The 20,690-nt window shown below is 48.1% G+C and carries 19 protein-coding genes; 11 read left to right on the forward strand and 8 right to left on the reverse strand.

The genetic code is table 11. The annotated features are described in order from the left end of the window. Window positions 1-188 precede the first annotated feature (188 nt). Window positions 189-455, forward strand: coding sequence for a UPF0175 family protein (locus tag AC5JR3_RS12335; RefSeq protein ID WP_495846352.1), 267 nt, complete (start codon window positions 189-191; stop codon window positions 453-455). After that, window positions 452-922, forward strand: coding sequence for a PIN domain-containing protein (locus AC5JR3_RS12340; protein ID WP_495846354.1), 471 nt, complete (start codon window positions 452-454; stop codon window positions 920-922). Before AC5JR3_RS12335 ends, AC5JR3_RS12340 begins: the two co-directional genes overlap by 4 nt. A gap of 269 nt (window positions 923-1,191) precedes the next feature. Here the strand turns inward: AC5JR3_RS12340 and AC5JR3_RS12345 are convergent, their stop codons facing one another. Beyond that, on the reverse strand, window positions 1,192-1,464 hold the full coding sequence (locus tag AC5JR3_RS12345) for a hypothetical protein (protein ID WP_495846356.1): 273 nt from the start codon (window positions 1,462-1,464) through the stop codon (window positions 1,192-1,194). Between the two features lie 384 nt (window positions 1,465-1,848). Between AC5JR3_RS12345 and AC5JR3_RS12350 the strand changes: the two genes are divergently transcribed. Both AC5JR3_RS12350 and AC5JR3_RS12355 read left to right on the forward strand, forming a co-directional pair. Then, window positions 1,849-2,079, forward strand: a complete 231-nt coding sequence (locus AC5JR3_RS12350; RefSeq protein WP_495846358.1) for a DUF433 domain-containing protein — start codon at window positions 1,849-1,851, stop codon at window positions 2,077-2,079. Beyond that, entirely contained in the window at window positions 2,076-2,408 is a 333-nt protein-coding gene (locus AC5JR3_RS12355) for a DUF5615 family PIN-like protein (RefSeq protein ID WP_495846360.1), read from the forward strand. The genes AC5JR3_RS12350 and AC5JR3_RS12355 overlap by 4 nt, the downstream gene beginning before the upstream one ends. 173 nt (window positions 2,409-2,581) lie before the next feature. Here the strand turns inward: AC5JR3_RS12355 and trpD are convergent, their stop codons facing one another. Next, window positions 2,582-3,643: an anthranilate phosphoribosyltransferase gene (trpD, locus tag AC5JR3_RS12360; RefSeq protein WP_495846362.1), complete on the reverse strand. Its 1,062-nt coding sequence runs from the start codon at window positions 3,641-3,643 to the stop codon at window positions 2,582-2,584. A 383-nt stretch (window positions 3,644-4,026) separates the two neighbouring features. Between trpD and AC5JR3_RS12365 the strand changes: the two genes are divergently transcribed. After that, entirely contained in the window at window positions 4,027-6,720 is a 2,694-nt protein-coding gene (locus AC5JR3_RS12365) for a PAS domain S-box protein (RefSeq protein ID WP_495846364.1), read from the forward strand. A 108-nt stretch (window positions 6,721-6,828) separates the two neighbouring features. Here the strand turns inward: AC5JR3_RS12365 and AC5JR3_RS12370 are convergent, their stop codons facing one another. The 4 genes from AC5JR3_RS12370 to AC5JR3_RS12385 all read right to left on the reverse strand — a co-directional run bounded on the left by AC5JR3_RS12370 (window position 6,829) and on the right by AC5JR3_RS12385 (window position 11,838). After that, window positions 6,829-7,911: an aromatic ring-hydroxylating dioxygenase subunit alpha gene (locus AC5JR3_RS12370; protein WP_495846365.1), complete on the reverse strand. Its 1,083-nt coding sequence runs from the start codon at window positions 7,909-7,911 to the stop codon at window positions 6,829-6,831. Next, the gene (locus tag AC5JR3_RS12375) at window positions 7,908-9,833 is read right to left on the reverse strand and encodes an FAD-dependent oxidoreductase (protein ID WP_495846547.1); all 1,926 of its coding nucleotides are present in this window, start codon (window positions 9,831-9,833) and stop codon (window positions 7,908-7,910) included. The genes AC5JR3_RS12370 and AC5JR3_RS12375 overlap by 4 nt, the downstream gene beginning before the upstream one ends. A gap of 319 nt (window positions 9,834-10,152) precedes the next feature. After that, window positions 10,153-11,061 carry an ABC transporter ATP-binding protein gene (locus tag AC5JR3_RS12380; RefSeq protein ID WP_495846367.1) on the reverse strand — a complete coding sequence of 303 codons (909 nt, stop codon included), beginning with the start codon at window positions 11,059-11,061 and terminating at the stop codon, window positions 10,153-10,155. Between the two features lie 3 nt (window positions 11,062-11,064). Further along, window positions 11,065-11,838, reverse strand: coding sequence for an ABC transporter permease (locus AC5JR3_RS12385; RefSeq protein ID WP_495846368.1), 774 nt, complete (start codon window positions 11,836-11,838; stop codon window positions 11,065-11,067). Between the two features lie 51 nt (window positions 11,839-11,889). Between AC5JR3_RS12385 and AC5JR3_RS12390 the strand changes: the two genes are divergently transcribed. Next, the gene (locus AC5JR3_RS12390) at window positions 11,890-12,573 is read left to right on the forward strand and encodes a class I SAM-dependent methyltransferase (RefSeq protein ID WP_495846370.1); all 684 of its coding nucleotides are present in this window, start codon (window positions 11,890-11,892) and stop codon (window positions 12,571-12,573) included. Window positions 12,574-12,956: 383 nt separating this feature from the next. Next, complete coding sequence (locus AC5JR3_RS12395) at window positions 12,957-14,288, forward strand: Sll1247 family protein (protein ID WP_495846372.1); 1,332 nt, start codon at window positions 12,957-12,959, stop codon at window positions 14,286-14,288. A 219-nt stretch (window positions 14,289-14,507) separates the two neighbouring features. On the opposite strand, the gene gifA is transcribed toward AC5JR3_RS12395, so the two are convergent. Beyond that, window positions 14,508-14,711 (reverse strand): glutamine synthetase inactivation factor IF7A, encoded by a 204-nt coding sequence (gene gifA / locus AC5JR3_RS12400; protein ID WP_495846374.1) that lies wholly within the window; start codon window positions 14,709-14,711, stop codon window positions 14,508-14,510. Window positions 14,712-15,110: 399 nt separating this feature from the next. Here gifA and ffh point away from each other — a divergent pair, with 399 nt between their 5' ends. The 4 genes from ffh to AC5JR3_RS12420 all read left to right on the forward strand — a co-directional run bounded on the left by ffh (window position 15,111) and on the right by AC5JR3_RS12420 (window position 18,489). After that, a complete protein-coding gene (gene ffh / locus AC5JR3_RS12405) occupies window positions 15,111-16,571 on the forward strand; it encodes a signal recognition particle protein (RefSeq protein WP_495846376.1) in 1,461 nt (486 codons plus the stop codon). A gap of 129 nt (window positions 16,572-16,700) precedes the next feature. Continuing rightward, window positions 16,701-16,949 carry a 30S ribosomal protein S16 gene (rpsP, locus tag AC5JR3_RS12410; RefSeq protein WP_495846378.1) on the forward strand — a complete coding sequence of 83 codons (249 nt, stop codon included), beginning with the start codon at window positions 16,701-16,703 and terminating at the stop codon, window positions 16,947-16,949. After that, on the forward strand, window positions 16,924-17,337 hold the full coding sequence (locus tag AC5JR3_RS12415; protein ID WP_495846380.1) for a KH domain-containing protein: 414 nt from the start codon (window positions 16,924-16,926) through the stop codon (window positions 17,335-17,337). Before rpsP ends, AC5JR3_RS12415 begins: the two co-directional genes overlap by 26 nt. Before the next feature lie 186 nt (window positions 17,338-17,523). Next, window positions 17,524-18,489 carry a PhoH family protein gene (locus tag AC5JR3_RS12420; protein WP_495846382.1) on the forward strand — a complete coding sequence of 322 codons (966 nt, stop codon included), beginning with the start codon at window positions 17,524-17,526 and terminating at the stop codon, window positions 18,487-18,489. A gap of 174 nt (window positions 18,490-18,663) precedes the next feature. Here the strand turns inward: AC5JR3_RS12420 and AC5JR3_RS12425 are convergent. After that, window positions 18,664-20,690: CHAT domain-containing protein (locus AC5JR3_RS12425; protein WP_495846384.1), on the reverse strand; the 2,027-nt coding region annotated here is incomplete at its 5' end.

Consider the following 20,690-nt stretch of genomic DNA (forward strand, 5'->3'; position numbering starts at 1 on the left):
TTCTGCAATAAACAAGAGACGCAGCTTTTAGTCGCCCTAAACTCTCAATCATTGATAGAGGGTTAGCATTCTCTGACATACTACGCACTAGCTTCACACGCCACTTGTTCTAACACCTGCCCAATCGCTGTTTTGTGTGATAGTGCGATCGCTTACCATAGACTTAACACTTATTAGCTAAATATAGGATGAAAATTACCGTTGAAATTCCCGATGAAATTGCCCAACGGTTAGACCAAACCCAAGGCAGTCTCTCCCGTAGGCTTCTAGAAATAATTATTGCCGATGCTTATCACTGTGGCACAGCCAACACGGCTGAAGTGGGTCAAATACTCCAGTTACCATCTCGTCTGGAAACTCACGCCTTTTTGAAGCGGATGGGTGTTTATTTGAACTATGACGAAGCTGAATTAGAACAAGATCTTCAAACTCTTAAAGAATTCAGAGCGCAATGATTGTCGTCTCTGATACGTCTCCAATTTGTTATTTGTTGCTGATTAACCAGATTGAAATCCTACAAGTCCTGTACAACGTTGTCACTATTCCTCAAACTGTTGCTGATGAGCTGAGTGCGTCTGAGTCACCACCTGTAGTAAAAAATTGGATGACTCAACCTCCTGACTGGCTTCAGATACAAGCGAGCGAAACACTTCAAAGTATTGAACTGGAAAAACTCGATCCGGGTGAACGAGAGGCAATTTTACTTGCAGAACAACTAAAAGCCGATCTGGTGATTTTGGACGACAAAGCAGCAAGACAAATTGCTGTGGAACGTGGATTAACAATTATCGGACTTTTGGGTATTTTGAAAGATGCTGCCAGAGCTGGTTTACTAAATTTAGAGACAACTTTTGAACAGTTGCGAGAAGCTGGCTTTTGGGTGGCACCGAGTTTACTGGAACGATTGCTGACAGACGATTAATCTTCCAACCATCTTTATGAACTTTCTGCTCGCATTCGATATGTCTTACAAGGATTCAACGATGGCATCGATTCAGAGCAAGGCGATCGCTATAACCCCAAAGCCACACTAAGCGTTGATGGATGTTGAGTTTTATCTCTTAACCCAACCTACAAAAGAGGAGCGATCGCACTTTCGACTTAAGCGATCGCCCTATCCGTGCAATCATCGCATTGTGAGGAGAAATGTCAACGTGACGGTTGCGTGTCTATCAGTCACGATGCCAGAAATCACTTGTAGACACGCTCTATGACTCCACCGAATGACACAGCTACATTGTATCCAATGCGGATGCCGAAGAGACGAGCGTTTGGATGTTTTTCGCTGAGGAGGCGGGCTGCTTTTAACCCAGTTTCATCTACTTCGTAGTCTCCTGATTCAAAATCGATAATCACCATCTTGCCGATGTTCTCATCCACCTCTACTTGTTGACGGATGCTGTTCTCGTACAATTGTCTTGCACGCCTTGCCACCTCTTCGCGACTTAAAAGGATTGTTTGCATATTCTCTTTTCCCGTTCGCTACTCTGACTTCCAGAAACTCTTTTATGATATCTTACGGCTAAACTGGGTGGACATTGCTTACCTTACGAGGTTCATAGCGACTGTCTTAAAAGTCAAATGATCGCTCTTTTTTTTGTGGTGCGATCGCTTTTTATAGTTAGTAGTGCGATCGCTGTTTTTTAGTAAAAAAATTCCATGCGATCGCTGTTTTTTTTCGTGAGGCGATCGCTCTTTCCCAAAGCGAAACTAAGCGTTGATGGATGTTGAGTTTTGTCTCTTAACCCAACCTACAAAAGAGGAGCGATCGATCGCCCTTACTCATAGCAGCAAAAGAATCGGGAGTTAGGCTAAAGTGGCGATAGAAATACTAAGCTTGACTTTGCCATGAGCTATCGAAACATCATTACAATCGAGCCAGGGAAACGTGGCGGTAAGCCCTGTATCAGACGAATGCGGATAACCGTGTACGATGTTTTGGGTTGGTTAGCAGTCGGTATGTCTCATGCAGAAATTTTAGATGACTTTCCGGAGTTAACAGAGGAAGATATTAGAGCTTGTCTTGAATTTGCCGCTGATCGAGAACGTCGTTTAACTGCTGTAGTAGGTGAAACTTGAAACTGCTGTTCGACCAAAACTTGAGTCGAAAGTTAGTGAATCGGTTGGTTGAGATTTTCCCGGATGCTAGCCACGTTCAGTTTCACGGGCTTACAGATGCAGATGATATCGAAATTTGGGAGTTTGCCAAAACTCAGGGGTTTTGTATTGTTACTCAGGATGCTGACTTTGCAGAAAGAAGCCGTCTTTATGGTTCACCACCAAAGATAATTTGGCTACGGTGTGGCAATACACCCACAAGCAAAGTGGAAGCAATACTTCGAGCTGGGGCAGAGGCAATCCAAGAACTGATTGATAGTGCTACTTGGGATTGTCTTGAGCTTTACTGACGAACAAACTTTTAAATCAAGTTTATTGTCCACCAATGGCGATCGCTCTTTCTTTTAGTAGGGCGATCGCTATAACCTCAAAGCGAAACTAAGCGTTGATGAGTGTTGGGTTTCGTCCATCAACCCAACCTACAAAAGAGGAGCGATCGCACTTGTTGATGACAAAGCCATCCTCAACTGAGAAACTGCACGAGCTGCTCTAGCTTTGACCAAGCCGCGCCACTTTGCAAGATATCTTTTGCCAGTTGAATCCCCCTAGCATGGTCTTCTAAGGGAACAACGCCGCCTATTTCCAGAGCTAAAGCTGCATTTAATGCCACAACATCCTGCTGGGCTTGAGTACCTCTCCCTTGTAAGACCTCGCGGAGAATTGCGGTATTTTCCTCAATCTCTCCACCGCGCAATGCTCCAGTAGGGGCTGGCGTTAAACCCAACTCCTCAGGGTGCAAGCTAGTCAGGCGTACTTCTCCATCCGCTAATAAGGCTAAATCAGTCGCATCGGCGAGTCCGGCTTCGTCTAGTTTCTCCCGTCCATGCAAAACGATCGCCTGAGACATTCCCAACTGCTGCAAGGCGTGGGCAATTGTTGCCAAGATGTTGGGATCGCAAACGCCGATGATTTGAGCGGTAGGGCGGAGGGGATTGACTAAAGGGCCAAGGAAATTAAAAACTGTGCGGATCTTCAATGTGCGCCGCAGGGGGGCAACGGCTTTCATCGCTGGGTGCCAACCGGGAGCAAAAAGGAAGGTGATTCCTACTTCTGAAAGGGCGGATTGTACCTTTTCTGGTGGGGCGGATAATTTTATGCCCAAGGCTTCTAATACATCCGCAGAACCCACTTTACTAGATGCGGAACGATTGCCATGCTTGGCAACCGCTACCCCAGCAGCAGCGGCGACAAAGGCAACGGCTGTGGAAATATTAAACGTTGATGCCCCATCTCCCCCGGTGCCACAGGTATCAATAACGGGCGTCTGATGAGCAATTTCTGTGGCTAAGAGAGACAAGGACTGCAATACCTGTGCCATCCCGGCTAATTCTTCAGCGGAAACCCCTTTTGCCTGAATCGCCGCTAGTAGCGCCCCCGAAAGCACTGGGGGAATTTCCTCTTTTAGCCATCCTTGCATCAAGTCAGCGGCTTGTTTGCCAGATAGCGATCGCCTATCGAGCACCTGTTGTAACAAGCCCGACCAATCAACAGTTTCAACAACAGCAGTCGTGGAATCTTGGATCATGAGTAAAGATGAGTGAAGATAAATGTTTTGGCTTTCAATATTTTGTCAGTTGTTAGTTGTTATTAGGAAACTATTTTTGTCAGGATTGCATAAACAGTAGAATTCACTAGGAGATTTAGGACAAAACAACCGTTTGCATTTAAACTTTTAGATAATTGTTAATAACATTGACTGAAAGTTTAACTTTGTTTTTATCAAAAAGCTACGCTATTAAATCTCAAAAATTATTTCCATCATTAGCATGAAACATTAGTTTATTATAGTTTCAGCAGATCTACTGAGAATAAGTGCTTCAAAAATATCATACTATCAGTAGAAAATAGAAACTTAAAATCTGCTGGTTCATTTAATAAAATTTTGAAATAAAAGCGAGCGTTCAGTTAATGCGATCGCCTAACCCCGACCCTGAATCAACAACTCGCGAGCTGTTGTCGGCATTTGTGAGGTATACCCCTACCGCTGTCGCGATGCTTGACTGTAATCTGCGCTACCTACTGGCTTCTGATCGCTGGCTTGCAGATTACGGACTAGAAGAGCAAGAAATTATTGGTTGCTCTCACTACGATCTCTTTCCTCTTTTTCAAACTGGAAAATTGGGGAATTTATCAGCCGCATCAGCTAGCAATTCACCACAGCCAAATACTCCCCAAGAAACTGCCTCGACTCAATCTTATTTAGACCGATGGCAAGATATTCACGCCGCTTGTTTAGCGGGGGAAGTGCAGCAAGGAGATGAGGATTATTTTATCAAACCTGATGGTACTCAGGTTTGGGTGAAATGGGAGATGCAGCCCTGGCGCACCAGTACGGGGGAAGTGGGAGGGATCGTCATCTATACCTGCTGCAAGAGCGATCGCCCTAAGATACAAGCAGAGGTGCAGGAGAGTGAAGAACGCTTCCGTAGGACTTTTGAGCAAGCAGCGGTGGGCATTAATTATGCGGATCTCGAAGGTAGATTTACCCGCGTCAACCAAAAGTTTTGTGACATTGTCGGCTATAGCCGTGAGGAAATGCTGACAAAAACCTTCCCAGACATCACCCATCCTGACGACTTAGGCACTGACTTAGAGCATGTGCGATCGCTCTTAACCGGAAAAACTCACACCTACTCTTTAGAAAAGCGCTACATCCGCAAAAATCAATCGGCGATTTGGGTGCAAATTACAGTGTCCTTAGTTCGTACTTCCACCAAGAAGCCAAAGTACTTTCTCAGTGTTGTTCAAGATATTAGCGATCGCCGCGCCGCCGAAGAAGCCCTACAACACAGCGAACAACTCTACCGCACCCTAGCCCGGAATATCCCTAATGGTTTTGTGCTGCTGTTCGACTCCGATTTGTGCTACACCCTAGCAGAAGGTTCCAAGTCGGTGATGACGAGTATTGCCCAGGTGTGGGAAGGCAAAACCCTCTGGGATGTGTGGTCGCCAGAAGTGTGTGAATGGTTAGAACCCATTTATCGAGGGGCGCTAGCGGGGGGAGAAAGCACGTTTGAGTTGCCCGTGGGGGAACAGATCTATCAAGCCTATGTGCTGCCTGTGAGAAATGAGCAAGGAGACATCATCGCAGGCATCACCATGTTACAAGATATTACTGCTCTCAAGGCGCAGGAAAAAGCCTTGCGGCAGTCAGAAGCGCAACTGCGAGAACAGGCGCAGCGAGACGCCCTCCTGAATCAACTGGCGAACCAGATCCGCAACTCCCTAGAACTCAACACCATCCTTGAAACCACCGTAGAGTCAATTCACCAACTGCTGCAAGTTGACCGTAGCCAGTTTGCTTGGTACTATCCGCGCCCAGTCAACCCTTACTGGGAAGTCGTGAAAGAAGCACGAAACTCTTTGCTTCCTGACCTAGCGGGGCGCTATCCAGCAGAAATCCTCGGCCCTTTGGCAGGCAAGCTTTTGAATCGAGAAACGCTGCGAATCGATAACGTCGAGGCAGTGAGTGACCCGGTGTTTCAGAAGTTTTTGAATGCGCTGGGCTATACTGCCGTTTTAATGCTCTCGATGCAGACCCATTCCGGGGCAATTGGCGTGCTTTGCTGCGTTCACTGCGATCGCGAACATGTCTGGCAAGATAGTGAAGTAGAACTGCTGCAAGCAGTAACAGACCAATTAGCGATCGCGCTCAATCAAGCTGCTCTCTATGATGCCAGTCGTGCGGCGGCCCAACAAGCCCAAGCCCAAGCCACACAGATTGAACAAACCCTGCACGAATTGCAACGCACCCAGACACAACTGATCCAAAGTGAAAAAATGTCGAGTTTAGGTCAGTTAGTTGCTGGGGTAGCCCACGAAATCAACAACCCAGTTAACTTCATCTACGGCAACCTCACCTATGCTGAAGGCTATGCTAACGATCTTTTATCGCTAGTGAAGCTGTATCAAGAACACTTTCCCCAGCCTCCCGCCGCCATTAAAGAAAAGATGGAAGCCATTGACTGGAAGTTTTTAATTGCCGATCTTCCCCGGCTACAGGAATCAATGAAAGTGGGGGCAGAACGGATTCGGGAAATTGTACAATCGCTACGTACCTTTTCCCGCCTAGATGAATCTGATAGCAAGGAAGTTGATATCCATTCGGGACTTGAAAGTACTTTAATGATTCTCCAAAACCGCCTTAAAGGTAAATCAAATCATCCCGGTATTTCCATTATTAAAGAGTATGGCGATTTACCCCTTGTCCATTGCTATCCAGGACAACTCAATCAAGTCTTTATGAATCTCCTCAGCAATGCCATTGAAGCATTAGAGGCGTCAGTAGAGAGAAAAAATACTCCCACTACAGCTATCATCCCTCCATTCATTCACATCCGCACTAGTCTTTCTGCCGACCAATCCGCAGTTATTATTAACATTGCCGATAATGGAATCGGAATGGTAGAAGCCACCAAAAAACAACTTTTCAATCCTTTCTTTACTACTAAAGAAGTAGGTCAAGGTACGGGTTTAGGATTAGCAATTAGCTATCAGATTGTTGTTGATAAACATAAAGGAAAACTCACCTGCAATTCTTCCCTAGGACAAGGAGCCGAGTTTATTATTGAAATTCCTGTAAGGCAAGCCGGATCTAATTAAGCGTAGGGTGGGATTGCCTGCGATAGAGCTGGGAATCCAGACAAAAACTTCTTTTTGAGCAATGCCTACCTTACAAAGGGATTGGGTTTATTTAAGCGCACCTATTTATTAGCGACTCCGGATTTCGGACTTCGGATCAACAGAGGCTGTAGAACGCTCGGCTTGTGTCCGAATCAAGCGCTGCACACTAGCGACAGCACGATTGAGTTCGTAGGGAAATCGCTCCGGGTGGTTTAGATAAGCCTGCTGTTCCTGCTCAATCATCTGCACATCCTCGCGCACCAACCCATCCAACAAACTTTGAGCAGAGCCAAACAGCCGATTTTTAACAAAGCGACGAAAATCATCAGGCAGTTTGTGGAGATTAGTGAAGGCATTCAAGGACGTGAAATGTACTAGGTAGGCGCGAGTATGTAGGGGACTAATGGGACACAACAGACAGTAAATCTTGAAATCCTTGCCTAATTCCGATGTCCAGTGGGGATAGATGTAGCTGACTTTGAGGAAATCCGGGTGAAGACGACGCAGTTGGGGGAAGAATAACTGGGAAACCGACCAGATTTTGTCAATGCGGTAGTAGTTCTGTACGTGGTAGAGGGCATCAACGCGATCGCTTGTCTCTTCCACTTCTTCTAAAACTGCTCCCGTCCAAGCCTGATAGTTCTGATGTAAATGCCCGTGGTACATATCCATCAGATTCTCAACCAGAAAGGAAAAGTGGGCTTGGGCATCAATCACCGAAACTGTACCGATGTAGTTGAGGTGTTCCCACTCCGGAATCGCCAGGGGTGAGGTATGCTCTGCCAAGGCTGGCTCCCCTGGAAACAGCCAAATAAAACCATCCTGTTCTCGCACGGGATAACTGCGAATCCGACAACTGGGGAGCTTTTGATTAGCCGCTAGATAGGGAACGGCGCTACATTGCCCTTGGGGATTAATCTGCCAGCCGTGGTAAGCACACTCTAGGGCATCCTCTACAACACGACCTTGACTCAGTTTGACAAAGCGGTGGGGACAACGATCTTCCAACGCCTGGACTTGACCCTTGCTATCTCGGTAAAGCGCGATCGCTTCTTCCCAAAACATCACACTGACTGGTTGCTCCCCCACCTCCTGACTACAAGCAACCACATACCAGTGGTTGAGGTTAATCTCCAATTGGCGGATATCGGCACGTCCAGGAGAATTCATGACAGAACCCCCTTAGGAGTGACCGAGCGCAGAGTCCGGCGCTGGACGCCTTCGGCTTGGCAGATGGCATTACTTGCCAATAAGCCACTACTGGTGGCACGTTCCATCAACCCGCAGGGGAAGGGCATCTTCACCCAATCTCCTGCAAATAAAAGATTGGGAACAGGCGTGCAAGTTTCGGGACGATCGGCATAGCTACCCGGTGGGTAGCCGGAGAAGTTCTTTTGGTTGACGACTTCCCGATGCAGTAGAGTTGCCGTTTGCAGTTCCGGGACAATTTCGTATAACTCTTGCTCAAAGGTCGTTAGCAAGGTCTCCTGAGTGGGAAACTCCTTCTCTTTGTAGCAATAGGCATGTAACTCCACGACACTACCTCCCGTCTTAGCTGCCCAAGCAATATACTCATCTTGAATATGGTGGTAGAGGGTAATGCTGTCCGTGAGGCGGTAACCAGAGAGGGAAGTGAAGTCGCTGTGCTCCCAAGGGAAATCTCGATCGAACCAGAAGCGACAAACGGCAAAAGGATCAGCGATCGCTAATTTTTCTACCTGTTGCCGCACTTGGGGATGGACATCACCTGTCGCCCTAGAAAACAACTGCTGTACTCCTGGCACATCAGTAGCAAACACGTAGTAATCTGCACTGATTTCAGTTCTTGGCGTGGGAGATTTTTCCGACTGAACAGCAATCAATTGGAGACGTTCAAAGACAGATTCAGGAGACTCACCCTGTTGCTGTAAAATGCTAAATCGCGCTAAATTCCGCTTGGCAGGGCCTCGAACAACCTGCCCCTCGTGGTCAAAAACTGAACCGTGACAAGGACAACGAAACTCCCCATCCTCCGTCGGTTGTACAGTGCAACCTTGATGGGTGCAAGAGAGAGACAGAACTTGTTGACTATTTGTAGGTAGGGCGTACACCCGGTCTCCCGCTCCGTAAAAGCGCAGCTTCTCCTGAGCGTACTGCTGGTTTAGGGCTGGATTAGCATCAACCCATAGAGGAGCACCATTTTCACCACTCCCCGTTTGATAACTGAGGGAGGCAATTCCTTCCTGTTCCCAGTGAATATTAGTCACACTAGCCTGGGTGATAACTTTGCCCCCATTATTGATAATGGAGCGGGCAATCGGTTGCACCAAGCTTGTACCCATGTCCTGCCGCGTCCCATTAAATGCCAATCCTTCGGGATTGCCAAAAAAGTAGAAATGGAAAAACTGCATCAGTTCCCCAGCACTCAAAACATCGGGGGAGTTGAGACTGGACTTGGCAAAGGGTAAGAAGTAAAGGTCGTAGAGTCCCTCAGGCAATCCTTTCTGTACCCATTCAGTCATAGATAGCTCATCCAACCGTCGGAAACTGCTTTCTACGCTAAATCCGGCAATTTCCCGCAAAGCCTGCCAGTGTTCAATCTTGGTCAGGTTTAGCTTCCAGCGCAGACGGTTATGAGAAGCAATTGCCAAGTCCACGATATTCCACGGGAACGCCGAATGACTGGGGCGGAACACTTCTGGCTGGTACTTTTGATCTCGATAAACAACAGCATAGGAGTTCAGAGATCGAAAATTTTCAGCCAACTCCAGCTCCGCAATCAGACCGTTGAGATTGTAATACTGGGGAAAGAAGCCATGAAACCCATGTTCCATCATCAACGGCTCCCCATTCACCTCTATTTTCCAACTGGCAATCTTGCCACCTAGTTGGGCTGCCTGCTCCAGTAGAGTAACGCTGAAGCCCCGTTGGCTCAGTTGGTAGGCACAGGCTAGTCCCGCCAGTCCGCCACCGACCACTACAACGCTGCGAGGTTGGCTAGTTTGAGTCGGTAAGATGAGGGCGTCTTTCTGAAATACAGTCGGCTGTGGCTTTGCAAAACGAGAATAGCCGAGCGTCCCCACGACTGCTCCTGCACCAAAAAGCTTGAGCATGGTTCGGCGGGAAATCGGGTGTTGGCTAGGGAAATTCAATGAACGTTGCCTCTTCCTGAGTTGTGGATACAAACTTGTGAGTGTTTACCTACCTGTTAGGTGATGGTAGAACTTGCACAGAGATTGTCAAGTTAACTGAGCGCGAAGATAGTCCTATGGAAGAGTAATGCTTTTCCTATCTTTATTTATCTACTGACTTAAGAAAACCGATCAAACCTTGTGCAGGGGGTCTGGGGGAGGCACTCATCCCCCAGTGGGGGGATTGGGGGAAAGCTCCCCAAACTGGGCTTTTCTCAAGAAAATCTCTCTTTCCCTCAAGTCAGTGACATTCATCTACAGTGCCCTGTGTAACCTCTAAATAGATATGTTCTAAACCTACAGGTTGACGGGCAATAGAATCGAGGGGGATTTGATCGAAACGGGCAATGAGATCTTTGAGTTCTAGTTGCTCTGGCAGCCAAAAAGCGAGGTCGTTGCCATAGCGTCGAGGGATAAAGCCATGCTCATAGGCACGAGCGATCGCCTTTTCCTCCTCCGCCGTCCGCACGATCGCCATCTCTTTGGCTGGGATGCGCTGCCGTAGTTGTTCCATGCTCCCTTCTGCCAGGATACGACCATTTTTGAGAATGCCAATGCGGGAGGAGAGCCGTTCGGCTTCATCTAAAAGATGGGTAGTCAGCAAAATCGTCACGCCCTGACGCTGCAACTGCCGAATCAATTCCCAAATTTCATATCGCGTTTCGATATCTAATCCTGTCGTCGGCTCATCTAAAATCACCAGCTTAGGTTGGTGAACCAGAGCGATCGCCATATTCATCCGCCGCTGCATTCCTCCACTCAGCGTCTCCACCGGACTTTTGGCGCGACTAGTCAAGTTAACCGCCTCCAAACAAATCTGCACCTGTTGTCGCAACCGCTGACCCCGTAAACCATAGAGCCGAGCAAAGAAGTTTAAATTCTCTTCACAAGTCAGGGTTTTATACAGCAAATTTTCTTGGGGAGCGATGCCAATCAGCCGCTTTGTTGCCTCCGAAACCGATTGATTGTTAATAGCGATCGCCCCACTATCGGCTTTGAGCAAGTTACAAATAATGTTAATTGTGGTCGTTTTACCCGCACCATTGGGCCCTAGTAAGCCATAAATTTCTCCAGTTGGGATATGTAGCGTTAAATCTTCAAGAACCTGGCGCTTACCGTAAGACTTGTTTAGCTTCTTGATTTTCAACACAACTTATAGGCTCCTTTCAACGCTGAGCATTCGCCGATAAGACAGCCATCCGGCTGCAACCATTAAGGCAGCGAAGACACACAGAAACCAAAAGTGTGATGCAATATCTGCTAATCCATCTCCCACAGCCGAAACTCCTAGTAATGCCTCATTCATGTGGTATATCGGGTTAAATTGGGCAATTCTCAGCAAATTCTGCGGAAATAAAGCCGTCGGCAGAAATGCTCCCCCCAAAATCAAGAGGGGGACACCAAACGTGGCGACTAAGGCGTTGACATCCTCGGTACGACGAGCTAACTGAGTTCCTAGCACAAAGCCAACTCCCACATAAGACGCGATACTCAGCAAAACGATCAGCCCCCCTAGCAAAATAGAGCCATTGAACTGAGCGCCCCAGAAGCTAGCGATCGCATAAACCAAAAATGTTTGACCGATTCCAATACAACTATGAGCCAGAAAAATTCCTAAAAAATAAGCTGTACCGCTCAACGGTGAGATAAATAATCGTTTGAGGGTTTGCTGTTCTCGCTCTGCAACAACCGTGGCGACACTACCCCCTAAGCAACTAAAGAACAGCGCCGCACCTACCAAAGTTGAGGGGGCGGCGTTTTCAAAGGCGATCGCCATAGATAAATTGGCACGTTCTGCCAAAATATAGCCGTTGAGCAACAAGACAGAAATCGGAAAAATACTCCAGAAAAACAGGCTGCGTCGCCGCCGTAACAATTCAATCAAGATCCGTTGTGCTACAGCCAGAGTCTCGCGCCAAAGTTTCATTGTGGTGTTAATGTGCCTGTTGTACCCTGACAACTGATTGGAGGTTTTCTGATGGGCTTCAAACTAGAGGAGGTCATTCCCTGGGGGCGATCGCTTGACGAATATATCAGGATGTTTGACCTGCAACCTGATGATTTTAAACGAACAATACTCGATTGTGGCGGTGGCCCGGCGAGCTTTAATGCAGAAATGACTCGTCAGGGTTATTCAGTGGTTTCTTGTGACCCGATTTATCAGTTTAGGACGACACAAATACGACAGCGCATCCAGGAAGTTTATCAGACCGTTATAGAAGGCACTAGCGCCAACCGGGAAAACTATGTTTGGCAGGCGATCCCCTCACCGGAACAACTCGGACAAATTCGCCTTGAGGCGATGCAGCAATTTCTGGAAGATTTGCCCAGGGGAAAGCAGCAAGGGCGTTACATTACAGCAGAATTGCCCGTGCTACCCTTTGGCACCAATCAATTCGATTTAGCGCTTTGCTCTCACTTGCTGTTTACCTATTCCGATTTGCTCTCAGAAGACTTTCACCTCGCTGCCATCCTGGAACTTTGCCGCATTGCCAGTGAGGTGCGGATTTTTCCGTTGTTGAATCTTTCTGGAGAGCGATCGCCACTCCTCTCACCGATAGTAAATCGCTTAGAGACACAAGGTTACCACTTGGCGATTCAGCAGGTGCCTTACGAGTTTCAAAAAGGTGGCAACCAAATGTTGCAGGTGAGAAAAAGCTGATCGATTGCCGACTCCGGACTCTGGATTAGATTCAAGTTAAAGCCCCCTACGGAAGCACAATGGCAATAGGAGTGCTAAACTTCCTTTTAACTTTGGATGTATTTTAGGTCTTACCCGCTCAAATGCGGCGCGATCGCTTGATATAGTCACAAAAACGTCATCTTTCTCGTATCTATGCAAATTTTCAGGTGTAACGGCAATAGACAATAAATCAAGAACCACCCTTCATAAACGTCATCAAACACTGAATTTGATAGCAGTTAACAGCCTTTCCCTGCATCAGTTCGTCGTTTGGAGCCATTCCTCTGTACTTTTCTTGATACTCGTATGATGCTCAATCCCAGCCTTGCAGAAGACTTGATCAATACCACCCCTGATAGCAGGTGTTGCCATTGCTCGAAGACAGCTTCTTACCGCTGGGGGTACTAGTGGTTATGGATTCCCGGTTAAACTTTTCCAATCGCCCGACGATACAAGAAGAGCAGGTGTTATACACTCATTTGCTAAAGTGCGTCGAGGTAGAACCACCCAGTCGGCTGATTAATCGCTTTTACCATCTATTTATTAATGGCGTTGATTATCCCGACCCCTACGTCCGCAGAGCGTTAGAGCGAATTGTCGCATCTGATTCTGCCGAACAGGGATTCAAATTTATTCTTAACCGTAGCTGCTACATTCTCATCAACCGCTGGCTGAGTCACCCCCAACTACAAAGTGCCGTTGCAGAACTCATGGCGTTGTTTGAGGCAAAACCGGAGGGATTGGCAGTATCGAAGACAACATGGCGTCTGCGCCAACTGGTGCAGTGTTTCACCCAAACGCAGCAATATATAGTGCTGTACCGTCTAGCGCAAGTGATGAAAGAGACGGGTGAATGCAGTAGTAACGCCAGCGCTAAACCGTTGGGGAGTTTAATTCGTCGCTATCCCTGCATCTACGAACACTGCATATTGACCAGTGACAGCACCGATGAACAGCGACACAAGGTGCGTTTAATTCGAGACCGACGACAGCGACAGCTGGAAATCGACTTGTCCAAATACCTGACTTATCAACAGCTACAGCACTCTCGTACTCTCTGCGGGGATAAAGCGAATTTCAATAACAGCAGCCTGAGCCAGAAAGAGGTGCAACCGGTTAACCCCACATTGTTGAGCGATTGCCAACTCGACTCCGCTCTTAAGCACTTTACCGGAAAAGTCGAAGGCTCTAACACCTATCACGACTCAGCCCAACAGTTTCTCACCTACAGTCGTTGGACTTCCTGCTACCGCACCTTCAAAGACGAACTTTACGAACATCTGACTGCTTCTGTTGACCCCAGCTACGGCAAATATCAGTTCAATCGGCAACTCTATCAGCAACTGCAAAATAGCCTCCCTCAGCACAACGAACAAGAACTTAACGACGCACTACTGCTGAGAACTTGTAGGAAATTGGTAGATTTTTTGGTAGTAGAAAGTTCCCAACGACCTAACCACTACATCTTTTCTGACCTCACGAGTAATCTAGGCGTTACTCCCACAATTGGGCTTTTGCTAAAAATTGTCCTACTCTGTCGCCAAGTGAAGTGTCACTTAGAAAAGCGATTTTCAATTCTCTTTAGCCACTACGAAACTCATAGCAAAGAAGAGGTGGGGTGGTTAGTGGAATCTTTGGAAAATTTAAATGTCGCTTTCAGTACTAATTTCGGGACGATGAGCCTTTGCTCCTGAGCGGTATTACAGCAATTTTCGGAGTACTCTTACAGCCAGTCTCAATTGGCAAATGCCTACCACACGGTTAAAAAGATTCAGGGTGTCCTTCTCGAAAGAAGAACACCCTGTTTCGTATCTTATAGAAAAATTTCTGATTCAAGCTTAAAAAACAAGGAGCTTGCCTGAATGCCAAAATACCCAATTTTTACAGAGAACTCTAGCCTATTGGGAAATGGATTAACTCAGTGAGGCACCGCTACGGTCATAACTTGCTTGAAAGCTAGGATTGAGCTTGCCTTGGATGTCGTTCCAGTATTCGGTGCCATCAACCTCCATACCAGCTTCTACGGCAGAGCGACCGAGCATAGATTGCTGACGATTCTTGACGAGGTGGTGGTGGCGCATCATCAAAGCACGAGCTTGTTCTTGGGTGGAAGACATAGTTGAATTTTCCTTGTTGTTTTTATAATTTCTCTTACTTGATTAATACTATCATGCATTTCTGTAACATTCGCTACAGAAAGCCCCCTGGAATACAAATCTTTACAATTTTTTGGGGAGCAGGGGAGCGTCAATTTAGAGGTCAGACTATCAACCCAGGAAAAAGTGACGGTATTTATACGGACACAAGATTTTGTAGGTAGGTTGCCGATTCTCAGTTGTACCTCGGAGCAATAAATGCGATCGCGCTTGGCAACGACAGGTTGATCAACAAGCCTCAACCCGACAGAGATAGAGGAAGACAAAAAGAGACTTGTTGATACCCAGTCAAGGCAACTGTCAAAAGTTGATGCGACAGACTAGGCTTAATACATAGAGATGATAGAGAAGAATTGACATATGTTTGATGCCTTAGCGGAACGCTTAGAAGACGCCTGGAAGCAGTTGCGGGGTCAAAATAAAATTTCCGCGTCTAATATTCAAGAAGCCCTGCGCGAGGTGCGTCGTGCTCTGTTAGCGGCAGATGTGAATTTGCAAGTCGTCAAAGACTTTATTGCTGATGTGGAAGCTAAAGCCCAGGGCGCTGAGGTCATTTCTGGCGTGCGACCCGATCAGCAGTTCATCAAAATTGTCTACGACGAGTTAGTGGCTGTGATGGGGGAAACGAATGTTCCCCTAGCCCAGGCAGACACTGCCCCAACGATTGTTTTGATGGCGGGTTTGCAAGGAACGGGTAAAACGACAGCGTCAGCCAAACTGGCGTTACATCTGCGTAAGCAAAACCGCAGTAGTTTGTTGGTAGCAACAGACGTTTATCGTCCTGCGGCGATTGACCAGTTAATTACCCTAGGTCAACAAATTGACGTACCTGTGTTTGAGCTGGGAAAGGATGCCGACCCTGTAGAAATTGCCCGTCAGGGTGTAGAACGGGCGAAGGAAATGGGCGTCAGTACGGTGATCATTGACACCGCCGGACGCTTGCAGATTGACACCAGTATGATGGCAGAGCTTGCCCGGATCAAGGAAACGGTTCACCCCCACGAAACGCTGTTGGTGGTGGATGCCATGACGGGTCAAGAGGCAGCCAACCTGACTCGCACCTTCCAAGAGCAAATTGGCATCACGGGCGCGATTCTCACCAAGTTAGATGGCGATAGTCGTGGTGGTGCAGCGCTATCGGTGCGGCGGGTTTCCGGTCAGCCAATTAAGTTTGTCGGTGTGGGTGAAAAGGTAGAAGCGTTGCAGCCCTTTTACCCTGAGCGGATGGCATCGCGGATTCTCGGTATGGGAGATGTCCTCACCCTGGTAGAAAAAGCCCAGGAAGAGATTGACATTACAGATGCCGAGAAGATGCAAGAGAAAATGCTGAAGGCACAGTTTGACTTCAGCGATTTCTTGAAGCAGATGCGGCTGCTGAAAAACATGGGTTCCCTCGGCGGTTTGATGAAGATGATTCCGGGGATGAACAAGCTGACGAGCGACCAACTGCAACAAGGTGAAAGCAAGCTGAAGCAGTCGGAAGCAATGATCAACTCAATGACAGTGGAGGAGCGCCGCAATCCAGATTTACTGGCGAGTTCTCCTAGCCGTCGTCGCCGCATTGCCCGTGGTTCGGGTTTCTCGGAGACGGATGTTAGCGGTTTGGTGAGTGACTTTACCAAAATGCGGACTCTGATGCAGCAAATGGGTCAAGGTCGGATGCCAGGAATGCCGGGAATGGGCGGTGGTATGGGTGATATGTTTGGCGGCATGGGTGGGGGTGGCAACCGTCCGTCACAACAAGGCTGGCGCGGTTACTCCGGTGCGGGTGGAAAGAAAAAGAAAAAGGAGAAGAAGAAGAAAGGTTTTGGTCAATTGTAGGGATTGGTGGCTGGTTAAGGGCTGGCGTCACTCCTTGCTATTCGCCCTTAGCTAACGCGCCATTCGCTAGCAACTAACAACGAACCAAAACAATAGCGTAGAATCAAACAGGAGAATTATTACTTTAAGATGGTCAAACTAAGATTAAAGAGATACGGCAAAAAACGTCAGGTAAGTTACCGGATTGTGGCGATTAAGAGCGAGGCTCGTCGTGATGGGCGTCCTCTGGAGGAACTAGGTTTCTACAACCCTAGAACCGATGAAACTCGTCTAGATGTTCCCAGGATCGTGCAGCGCCTTAAAGAGGGTGCCCAACCGACAGAAACCGTGCGTAGTATTCTTCGCAAAGCTAATGTCTTTGAGCAAGTCCGTGCCTGAAAATCCGGCAACGCCACTGCAAAATTCAACGCCTGACTATATTGGTTTAGTGAAATTTCTCATTGAGCCATTTTTGGAGTCGCCAGAGTCGCTGAGTATCGACTGTGAGCGATCGCCAGCGAGGGCAAGAGCCTGGATTCGGTTGGCGTTTGAAGGTGCAGATAAAGGCCGGGTTTTTGGTCGAGGTGGACGCAATATTCAAGCCATTCGCACGGTGATTCAAGCGGCTGCTCAAGCGGTGGGTGAGTCAGTAAACCTGGATATTTACGACGCTCAGGGAAGCTCATCCTCGTCCTATCGAGATAGCGGCTCTGGAGGGCATACAGGTGAAAAGCAGGTGGTACGACCTTCCTCTTTGCCTAAACCAACCCCCAAGCCTCGTCCTTAGCCGTTTCAATCCCTTTTTCTATACCATGAAGCTAAGTCGTGATTAAACGGGTGTGAAACCAGCCTTGAATCCAGGCAGAATCTGTAGGATAAATAGTCAACTGCAACGCCTGAGCGGTAATGTCGCTTGCAATTTGCTCGGGCGTTTTTTTGTGTTCTTTGATCTGCAAATGAGACAGCAAGACACATGAGTGAGGCATTGCAGACAATCGAGCTGCCAACAACTGAAAGTGCGATCGCTCTAGCCGGAGAGCGGGAAGAAAACATCAAAACTCTAGCCCGCCAAACTGGAGCTATCTTAGTCCTGCGGGGGCAAGAATTAGTAATTTCTGGAACTGAAAAACAAGTTGAGCGTGCGGTATCTTTAGTGCGATCGCTACGACCTTACTGGAAAGAGGGCAAAAGCATCACAGGGGTGGATATCCTCACGGCTAGCCATGCCCTCGATACCCAACAACAAGGCGAATTACAAGACTTACAGCAAGACATTCTCGCTCGCACTCGCCGGGGCGAAGTCATCCGTGCCAAAACATTCCGACAACGGCAGTATATCAAGGCAGTACTAAGCCACGACTTGACCTTTTGCATCGGGCCTGCCGGTACAGGCAAAACATTCCTAGCCGTCATTCTCGCCGCTCAAGCTCTCCTCGCCAATCAGTACGAGCGACTAATCTTGACACGACCTGCCGTTGAAGCCGGAGAAAAACTCGGCTTCCTCCCCGGAGACTTACAGCAAAAAATCGACCCGTTTTTGCGTCCTCTTTACGACGCCCTGTACGAGGTGATTGATGCTGAGAAAATTCCTAGCTTAATGGAACGCGGGATCATCGAAGTTGCGCCTCTGGCTTACATGCGGGGACGTACCCTAACCAATGCTTTTGTGATTGTCGATGAGGCACAAAACACCACCCCAGCTCAGATGAAAATGGTGCTGACGCGCCTAGGGTTCCATTCCCGTATGGTTGTCACGGGCGACATTACCCAAACAGACTTACCACTTCACCAATCCTCTGGTCTAGCTGTCGCTCAAAAAATTCTGCAATCTGTTGAAGGCATTGCCTTCTGTAGTCTCACTCAAGGCGATGTGGTACGCAATCCCTTAGTACAGCGAATCGTTACCGCTTACGAACACCATGAGAAGCCGGGCACATAAGGATAAGAGAGTCCTGAGTCGGTGAGTAGGGGAGAAAGTATGAAGTATGAAGTATGAAGGGTGAAGTATGAAATAGGCGATTGGAGTAATGGCTAATTGTTGTCAATTTTTCTCTCCCCCGCTCCCCTGCTCCCCTGCTCCCCTGCTCCCCTGCTCTAGGTGCTCCTCATATCTCTACCATGGCTCACCTACCAGCGTGAATGCTGCCCAGAAGAAGGGATGGGAAAGGTCTTTGTTTCCGAGTGCTACCAACTCTGGGGGTAAAGAAATATTGCCCTTAGAACCAAGCAACTTACCATTTTCAATTTTGACTTCTCCCCGCAGCATAGCGACTTGCGCTTGTCGCAAGGCTTCAGATTTCATTGGTGTTTCACCAAGTTGCCGATAAAACTCAGTCATCAGCCCTAAGGTGCCTTCATCTTTGACATACCACAGGGTGGCTAGGGTCGATTTCACCCCGGCTGCCAATGCCGAACCAGCAAAACCTAGTTCAGCTTCTTCGTCTCCTAGGGCAGTACGACAAGCGCTAAGGACTAGCAAATCGAGTACTGAGTCGGCTAAGCCCAACTGCCGTAGTTCACCTAAGCGCAGCTTACGATCCCACATTTGAATGTAGGAGTTTTCTGGTGAACCCGGAGAAAACTCAGCATGGGTTGCCAGGTGAAGAATGCGGAACCGTTCTTGGCTCCGGGCTTTACGGAGATTCTCTAGGGTGAAGTTTTCGTTGAGGTAAGACTTGCCCTGCCATACTTTCTCTGTAATTACATTTAATTCCACGGGTACGGCGGGCAAAGGCGCGTCATTGGGAAACCTAGAGGCTCCCATTGCCAAAGCCTGGGCATTTTCGATGTTCTGGTGCTTACCCTCCGTCAAGCTTAAGCTAGGAATCATACCTGTGCTATAGCGCTCCACCAGGAATTGCTTCCCGTCGTGCAGAGCAGCAATTGGTAGCGATCGCAAACCCGAATCCATTACAAATACTAGGTTTTCTATCTCTTGGGCTTCTAACTCTTTTTCCAAAGGTTTAATCAGCCATTGGTAAAGTTGTTGTGCTGAAGATAGATAACTAGTGGTGTTCGTCTTTGTAGGATTAGTCAGCTCCCGGCGAAATTCTTCCGCCGCCGCTAAAACTTGAGCACGCGTTGCTGACGCTACTCGCTGCCGAATCGGTTGACCGTCTGCGGTAATCACCAGAACTTCTAGCTGGTCACTGCCAGGGTTTGAACAATCGCCTGTCTGCCCTTGGCTACTCTGTAGCTGTTGATAAACCTCTGATCTCCGAAAACCAAAGCGGCGATCACTTCTGGTAAGTTGTGGCGAAGACACTGAAGCGCTCTGGCACTGACTTCCCTCCGGTGTAATCAGTGCTGGTGTGAAACTTACATAAACAATTGCACTATTGACACCAATCGCCTGTTCCAAGTCGTGAGTCATTTCACGAGCATCTTCCGTCGTTTTCACCCGCCCCTTAAAGGGACGACCAAAGTACTCCTCATATTCTTGGGTGAATGCTTCTTCAAGGACAAAAACTGGATCGAATGAAGTGGCAGACCCGGTTGACGACTCCCTCTCTAAATTAGTTTGAGTTGACGTTGATGATGAGGCTGTCGAAATAGAATTTGACAACTGCAAAGAAGTGGAAGCCATTTCTCTCATTTTGTCGGAGGAAATAGGCTCTTCCAGGTTCGGAGTTTCAGCATCCCTAGTTAGCGGTTGGTTCGTACCCCTTGAGGGTTCGTTATTGCGATCGCTTCTTGGCTGCTCACCACGATTACCGTCATCTGGCGGTAGCGGCTCTTTAACTGGCGTTGGTACTGGTACCTCCACATTCGGAGGTGAACCGTCGTCTGGCGGTAGCGGCTCTTTAACTGGCGTTAGTACTGGTACCTCCACATCCGGAGGTGAACCGTCGTCTGGCGGTAGCGGCTCTTTAACTGGCGTTAGTACTGGTACCTCCACATCCGGAGGTGAACCGTCGTCTGGCGGTAGCGGCTCTTTAACTGGCGTTGGTACTGGTACCTCCACATCCGGAGGTGAACCGTCATCTGGCGGTAGCGGCTCTTCAACTGGGGTTGGTATTGGTTCCTCCTCTTCCTCATCCTCCTCCTTATCCGGGTTTGAGCCATCCTCATCGGTGTCTGGCTCTTGCGTCGTGGGGGGATTGTCTACTGAACCGCCCTGATCGGTGTCTGGTTCTTCCG

The organism is Kastovskya adunca, assembly GCF_059505785.1.